8 protein-coding genes and 1 pseudogene are annotated in these 6,323 nt (G+C 63.2%); 6 read left to right on the top strand and 3 right to left on the bottom strand.

What is annotated here, in order from left to right:
* The coding region (locus E4Q23_RS23380) for a hypothetical protein (protein ID WP_211203912.1) at positions 1 to 209 on the top strand (209 nt) is incomplete at its 5' end.
* Between the two features lie 169 nt (positions 210 to 378).
* Here E4Q23_RS23380 and E4Q23_RS22750 read toward each other — a convergent pair.
* Positions 379 to 633: a hypothetical protein gene (locus E4Q23_RS22750; protein WP_169068695.1), complete on the bottom strand. Its 255-nt coding sequence runs from the start codon at positions 631 to 633 to the stop codon at positions 379 to 381.
* 169 nt (positions 634 to 802) lie between these two features.
* Between E4Q23_RS22750 and istA the strand changes: the two genes are divergently transcribed.
* From istA to E4Q23_RS22730, 4 genes and pseudogenes are all read left to right on the top strand, one after another.
* A complete protein-coding gene (gene istA, locus E4Q23_RS22745) occupies positions 803 to 2,302 on the top strand; it encodes an IS21 family transposase (protein ID WP_169068694.1) in 1,500 nt (499 codons plus the stop codon).
* Positions 2,292 to 3,044, top strand: a complete 753-nt coding sequence (gene istB, locus E4Q23_RS22740; protein ID WP_169068693.1) for an IS21-like element helper ATPase IstB — start codon at positions 2,292 to 2,294, stop codon at positions 3,042 to 3,044. The genes istA and istB overlap by 11 nt, the downstream gene beginning before the upstream one ends.
* The gene (locus E4Q23_RS22735; RefSeq protein ID WP_169068692.1) at positions 3,041 to 3,253 is read left to right on the top strand and encodes a hypothetical protein; all 213 of its coding nucleotides are present in this window, start codon (positions 3,041 to 3,043) and stop codon (positions 3,251 to 3,253) included. Before istB ends, E4Q23_RS22735 begins: the two co-directional genes overlap by 4 nt.
* Before the next feature lie 132 nt (positions 3,254 to 3,385).
* A pseudogene (locus E4Q23_RS22730) lies at positions 3,386 to 3,571 on the top strand (cytochrome D1 domain-containing protein); the annotation flags it as partial.
* Positions 3,572 to 4,247: 676 nt separating this feature from the next.
* Here the strand turns inward: E4Q23_RS22730 and E4Q23_RS22725 are convergent.
* A complete protein-coding gene (locus E4Q23_RS22725; protein WP_169068691.1) occupies positions 4,248 to 4,466 on the bottom strand; it encodes a hypothetical protein in 219 nt (72 codons plus the stop codon).
* 14 nt (positions 4,467 to 4,480) lie between these two features.
* Here E4Q23_RS22725 and E4Q23_RS22720 point away from each other — a divergent pair, with 14 nt between their 5' ends.
* Complete coding sequence (locus E4Q23_RS22720; RefSeq protein ID WP_169068690.1) at positions 4,481 to 5,365, top strand: universal stress protein; 885 nt, start codon at positions 4,481 to 4,483, stop codon at positions 5,363 to 5,365.
* A 145-nt stretch (positions 5,366 to 5,510) separates the two neighbouring features.
* Here the strand turns inward: E4Q23_RS22720 and E4Q23_RS22715 are convergent.
* Positions 5,511 to 6,323: NAD-binding protein (locus tag E4Q23_RS22715; RefSeq protein WP_211203911.1), on the bottom strand; the 813-nt coding region annotated here is incomplete at its 5' end.

Below are 6,323 nucleotides of genomic sequence, written 5' to 3'. Positions count from 1 at the left end.
CAGTCGGTTTGCTTTCGCTTTTGACTTTCAGCCAAGCATGTATATGCCGGTTTTCCGGTTTGCCGGCGGCAGTCCCGGCGGACGGGTTGCGCAGCAAACCGTCGTCTGGCAAGCGAAGCGCGGCAGGAATGGGCGACCAGGGATCGGGGAGCGCCGTCGGCTATCGACTCATGGGGTTTCAAGGGGATCTGATCTGCGGCCCGGCATAACCCCCGTGGCAGTAGCGTTCGCGTTGCCGATGCGGTAGAAAGCCGGGCGGCCGGTGGAAAGGCAGGCGCGACACCGGTCCCAACCGCGAAGCCAGACCCGATGCCGCGCCCCGTAGCCTCCACAGTGGCGACGTTGCCTGCCTAGTATTTCACGAAGCGCACCTCGCCGTCAGATTCCCATTGGCCGGGACGGCCAATGGATCTCCCTGGAAGACGTTACCTGTGCGCCGCTTGCCGCACAGCTGTGCTCATTTGCAGCCACTGTGATCGTGGCCATCGCTACTGCACCGCGCAGTGTGCCGACCAGGCACGCCGACAGGCCACCGGTGCTTCGGGTCGCCGCTATCAAGACAGCCGCCGCGGTCGTCACGCCCATGCCGAACGCCAGCGCCGTTACCGAGCCCGGCAGCAGAAAGTGACGCATCAGGGTTCCCCACCCAGGGTCGCTCCTGATCAACTCCCCTTTGAACCGACGTTGCCGGTCGCACCCCTGCCAGGGCACTGCTGTCGCTGTCATCGTCCCTTGCCGGACGGGGTGCGCCAGGACTTTCTGCAGCGTCGGATTCGCCGTCACCCACCCGACCGGAGAAGACATGACTCTCAGCCCCGAGATTGAAGCGCAGATCCTGCGTTATTACCACGCCGAACGCTGGCGTATCGGCACCATCGCGACCCAACTGCACGTGCATCGCGACAGCGTCGCCCGCGTGCTCGCCCAAGCCGGCTTGCCGGCACTCGAACCCGTTCGCCGCCCTTCGGCGATCGATCCCTACCTGCCGTTCATCCTCGAAACCTTGACGCAGTTTCCGCGCCTACGCGCCTCCCGCGTGTACGACATGGTCAAGGGTCGCGGGTATCCGGGACGCCCGGATCACTTCCGGCACCTGATCGCCCGCCACCGACCGCGCCCGAAAGCCGAAGCTTATCTGCGCCTGCGCACCCTGCCGGGCGAACAGATGCAGGTCGACTGGGGTCACTTCGGCCACCTGGAAATCGGTCGGGCACGCCGGCCGTTGATGGCCTTCGTCGCTGTCCTCTCCTGGTCGCGGCAGATCTTCCTGCGCTTCTATCTCGGCGCCTACATGGAGAATTTCCTGCGTGGCCACGTCGGCGCGCTGACCGCCTGGGGCGGCTGCCCGCGGGTCGCCCTGTACGACAATCTCAAGAGCGCGGTCCTTGAACGCCAGGGCTCGGTCATCCGCTTTCATCCGACGCTGCTGGCCCTGGCCAGTCACTACCGCTTCGATCCGCGCCCTGTGGCGGTGGCGCGGGGGAATGAGAAGGGACGCGTCGAGCGGGCCGTGCGTTTTATCCGCGATGCCTTCTTCGCCGGCCGCCGCTTCACGGATGTGGACGATTTGAATGCCCAGGCCGACGCTTGGGTCAGCGGGCCTGCGGGTGAGCGGCGCTGCCCGGAGGACGAGGCGCTGACGGTGCATGAGGCTTTCGACCAGGAGCGAACGCGCCTGCTGACGCTACCGGGGAACGCCTTCCCGACCGACGAGGTCAAGGCCGTCTGCGCCGGCAAGACGCCCTACGTGCGCTTCGACCTGAATGACTACTCGATCCCGCATACCTGCGTGGCGCGCACGCTGACGGTCGCTGCCCGCCTGGATCAGGTACGCATCCTCGATGGCCAGACCGTGGTCGCGACGCATCGACGCAGTTATGACCGCCGGCAACAGATCGAAGTCCCCGAACATATCGCGACCCTGGTCGCGCATAAGCATCAAGCGAGCGCGCATCGCGGCACCGATCATCTGGTGCAGGCGGTGCCGACGAGCCGCGAGCTGCTGACGCAAGCGGTCGACAGGGGCGAACCGCTGGGACGCACGGTGCGCGCGCTGACTGAGCTGCTGGAAGCTTACGGCGTGGCCGAACTGACGGCGGCGATTGCCGACGCCCTGTGGCGGGGCGTGCCGCATCCCAATGCGGTTCGGCTGGCCCTGGAGAAGCGCCGGCAGGCGAAGGCGGAACCGCCGCCGCTGGCGGTGCCTTTGCCGGAGCACCTGAAACGGCGGGATGTCCCGGTGCGCCCGCACAAGCTTGATGACTACGATCAGCTGATGGAAGGGACGCCGGATGACGAATGACACCCACCGCCAACGGGCGGCCGCTTTGCAGTTGCATGGCCTCCTCGCGCATTGGGCCGAGTGTGCCGAGCAGCCCTGGCTGGATCCTTTGCTGTCCTGGGAGGAAAGCGAACGCGCCCGTCGCTCGCTCGAACGGCGGCTGCGCTGCGCCCATATCGGGCGCTTCAAGCCCTTGGCCGATTTCGACTGGGCCTGGCCGCAGCAGTGTGATCAGCGGGCGATCGCCGAACTGATGACGCTGGACTTCCTGCCGGCGGCGACCAACGTCCTCCTGGTCGGCAGCAGCGGCCTGGGCAAGACGATGATCGCTCAGAACATTGCGCATCAGGCAATCCTGGAAGGGCACACGGTGTTGTTTGCCACCGCTGGGCAGCTGCTCGGTGATCTGGCCGGCCTGGACAGTGACTCGGCGCTGCGTTACCGACTGCGTCGCTATGCGGCACCTGATTTACTGGTCATCGACGAGGTCGGCTATCTCTCTTACTCCAACCGCCACGCGGACTTGCTCTTCGAGCTGATCAACCGGCGTCACGAGAAGAAGAGCACCTTGATTACGACCAACAAATCGTTCTCGGAATGGCCGGAGGTCTTCCCCGGGGCGAGCTGCGTGGTGGCGATGATCGACCGCCTGGTCCATCACGCCGAGATACTCGCCATCAAGGGCGAGTCGTATCGGCGCAAGGAGGCCCAGGAACAGGCCGCCGCCAGATCCAGGAAGCGCTCGGCGAAGGCGGCGGCGTGAAGCACTCTCATCCGCCGTCCGGCCTGCATGACGGTCTCGACTTGCTCATCGACTCTCGCTGGTCGCCTGATCAGGCGCTGGCGGTCATCGAGTTGCTTGATGATCTGCGCGATCGGATCTGGGCGCACTACGAGCTCGCTCTGCAGGCCAAGTTCCGAGAGGATCGCGTGACACGCCGCGATGTCCGGGTCAGCGATCCGCCGTTCTAACCAAAATCAACACTCTCAAGACTCAGGGGCCCGCCGGGCCCCTGTTTCGTATACGTCACATCGCACACTTCGCCGCCAAATTCCGCCGCCATTTAGTGCCGCCAGATTTCTGCGGATCTACACAGCCGCTAACAGCCCGAGTACAACGTGGCCGGCGATGAGGTCTGGTTCTCGGTGTGGAGCGCCAAGGACAAGAATTCGGCGCTGGTCGTCGTTGACGACAAGACGCGCAAGCTGAAAGCCGTGATCAAGGATCCGGAGTTGATCACGCCGACCGGCAAGTTCAACGTCTTCAACACCCAGCACGACGTCTATTGATCTATTGATGCAGGAAAGTGCGGGGGCCAACCGGCCCCCGTTTTTCTTGCGTTTGGCAGGCTGCTTACCGTTTGAGGTCAATCTGAAGAGCGTGAAAACGCGCAAACGGCAGCCTGTCGCCAACGCTTCGACCACACAGCACGCCGCAGAGAATAGCTCGTAAAGCTTTCCATTCCGCCGCACTCCGAACCCCTTCATTGGCGGCCGCTGGCCAAGTAGCATGCCCTTGGCTAACGGTCATGGCAATCGAGACGCCCCGGATCATGAGAGTCATGACTGTTTTCCCTCCACTTGCAGTGCGCATTCCGGCTTGCACGCCGGAATCGTTCGACGGGCTGGGCGCATGCGCCCAGAATTTCCCGTCTCACCCCCGACCCTTCTCCGGCAAGGGGAGAAGGGAGGTTTGTGAGTCGCTTGCGCGACTTTCACATTAAAACCCTCCTCGTCAAAGCGAAGAAGTCACCAGGAAGCCGGACCAAACCATGAAAATCCAGTGGGCTGTGTTCGCCAAGACCAGGTCAAGCTAGCGATTCAGGAAGAGCGTGGAGTTCATGGGGGTACGACACACCGCGAAGGCTCGTCATCTGGCTGGTAGCAGCCTGTCGGACAGACGCCATCAGTGCCGCTCTTTCGGCGGAGAGCTTCGCGTCGGTCAAGCCGGCCTCGATGATGGGGATCAGAACGGGTGGTCACCACCCTGTCTACCGTGGAGGTGAGCCGCAGCCTTGCTATACTCGCCTTCGAGGGGTTGCGACCGGCCAGTCACGTTGCCGGTGCCATGCGCGATGAAATACACGTGCGCGCACTGCGCCTTGCCGGTGTAAACAGGGTCATCAATCCCTTCCTGGATGCTGCCGACCATGCTGCGCAGACGATCACCGAAGCACTCAGCCACTCAGAGGACACCTCATGAACAGCCTGCAAACCCTGCTTGTCGCCACCGATCTTTCGGCGCCGTCGCGCCATGCTGCACAGCGCGCAGCGATGCTCGCCCAACAGGCCGGGGCCCGGCTTGAACTGGTGCATGTTTTGGAGAGGGGGTCGCTCGACGAACTGCGCCGCTTGTTCCATGACGATGGTGAGGCCGCGCAGGGGCGCGTACGCGAGCAGGCGCGCGAGGCTCTGTCGCAACTGACCAGCGAAGTCGGAGAAACACTCGGCGTCAGCGCTGGTCATCATCTGCTTGAAGGAGCCGTGCTCGATAGCATTGGCATGCAAGCGGAGCTGCTCAACGCCGCGCTGTTGATCATCGGCGCTCGCGGCGCCAGTGGTATGCGCGCCTGGCTGCTCGGGGCAACCGCCGAGCGCTTGTTGGGGCTCACGCGGCGGCCAATTCTGCTGGTCAGGCAGGCGCCCCGCGAGCCGTACCGTAAAGTCATCGTGGCGGTGGATTGTTCGCCGTGGTCGATGCAATCCATCCGCCTGGCACAGGCTGTCGCTCCGAGTGCGAGACTGATTCTCTTGCACGCCTACGACGTCCCTTTCGAAGGCAAGATGCGCCTTGCCGGTGTCGATGACGACATGATCAAGCGCTACGCGGCCAAGGAGCATCAAGAAGTTTTCCTGCGCTTGAAGCAGAGCGCACGCGAAGCCGGGATACCCGCCAGTTGGCAGCAACAGGTCATCCACGGTGACGCAGCTGCGGTGATCCTGCAGCAGCAGGAAGAAGAGGGTGCCGATCTGATCGTTCTCGGCAAGCACGGTGTCGGCATGGTCGAGGAACTGTTACTTGGCAGCGTCACAAAGCATGTCCTGGCCGAGGCACGTTGCGACACCCTCGTTGCGGCTCGCTGAGCGTTCATTTCTTGATAGGCTTCGATATCGACCATCAGGGGGTGCCGGATGCTGGTACGACGGCGCTTTTTTACCGGCGCCTTGCCCACCCCGGACGCCACCGAGCAGGATCACATTGCCATGCGTCGGCATGAGCAACTTGCTTCTATTGCACGTGCTCGTCTTCAAGCACCGGCTGGTAGTCCCAGTCCCTGACGCCCTGGACAATCAGCTCGATATCATTGTCCGGTACGCACAGTATTTTCATCGCTGTCGCGCCCAGGCGCAGACTCGCTTCAATTGCTTCCGGATATGCGTGCGTGGCTCCGGCAGCGAGTAACTGCGAAGTTGCAGCCAGATCCCTGGCGCGCACGACTATTGGTACGTGCGGGGCGATGCTGCGTAGGAACGCCACCGTCCGCAAGGCAATTACCGAATCGTCCACAGTGAGGATGACCAAGGGAGTGCGCTCGACGTGAATCGCCACCATCAACTCGGGATCGGAAATGTCGCCGTAGAGCACCTGGTTTCCGTCGGCGCGTCCCTGCGCTACCCGTTTCGGGTCAACATCAAAAGCCACACATGGGATGCCGCTGTTTTGCAGCAGGACGGCGATGGTGTGTCCGACGCGTCCATAGCCGCCGATCAACACCGGTGGATTCGACTCATCGATCGCCATGTTGGGCACTTCTGGCTCTGCGTTGCGCCGAATGCTGACCAGGCGGCGCGCGATGGTCTGATTGAAGCGGATCAGCAGCGCTCCAGCAATCATCGAGAAAAGGACAGAGGTCAAGACGATCTGCCCGAGTTCGACGCCAATCACTTGCGCGTCGAGGGCAATGGCGAGCAGGGCGAAGCCGAACTCGCCGCCCACGGCGAGCAGCAACCCGGTCTGCCACGCGGTCATGGCCGAGATGCCGCTTCTACGCACCAGCGCGGTGACCAGCAAGGCCTTGCTCACCAACAGTAGAAGTGCACC

The organism is Candidatus Accumulibacter phosphatis (genome assembly GCF_012939955.1).
In the GTDB taxonomy this organism is placed as follows: domain Bacteria; phylum Pseudomonadota; class Gammaproteobacteria; order Burkholderiales; family Rhodocyclaceae; genus Accumulibacter; species Accumulibacter delftensis.
Note: the sequence above shows the minus strand (reverse complement) of the source record. Positions and strands in the feature narration are given on the sequence as shown.

Bases quoted from the DNA above. Each gene is read 5' to 3' on its own strand.
- istA (WP_169068694.1), top strand. From the start codon at position 803: ATGACTCTCAGCCCCGAGATTGAAGCGCAGATCCTGCGTTATTACCAC.
- E4Q23_RS22720 (WP_169068690.1), top strand. From the start codon at position 4,481: ATGAACAGCCTGCAAACCCTGCTTGTCGCCACCGATCTTTCGGCGCCG.
- E4Q23_RS22750 (WP_169068695.1), bottom strand. From the start codon at position 633: ATGCGTCACTTTCTGCTGCCGGGCTCGGTAACGGCGCTGGCGTTCGGC.
- istB (WP_169068693.1), top strand. From the start codon at position 2,292: ATGACGAATGACACCCACCGCCAACGGGCGGCCGCTTTGCAGTTGCAT.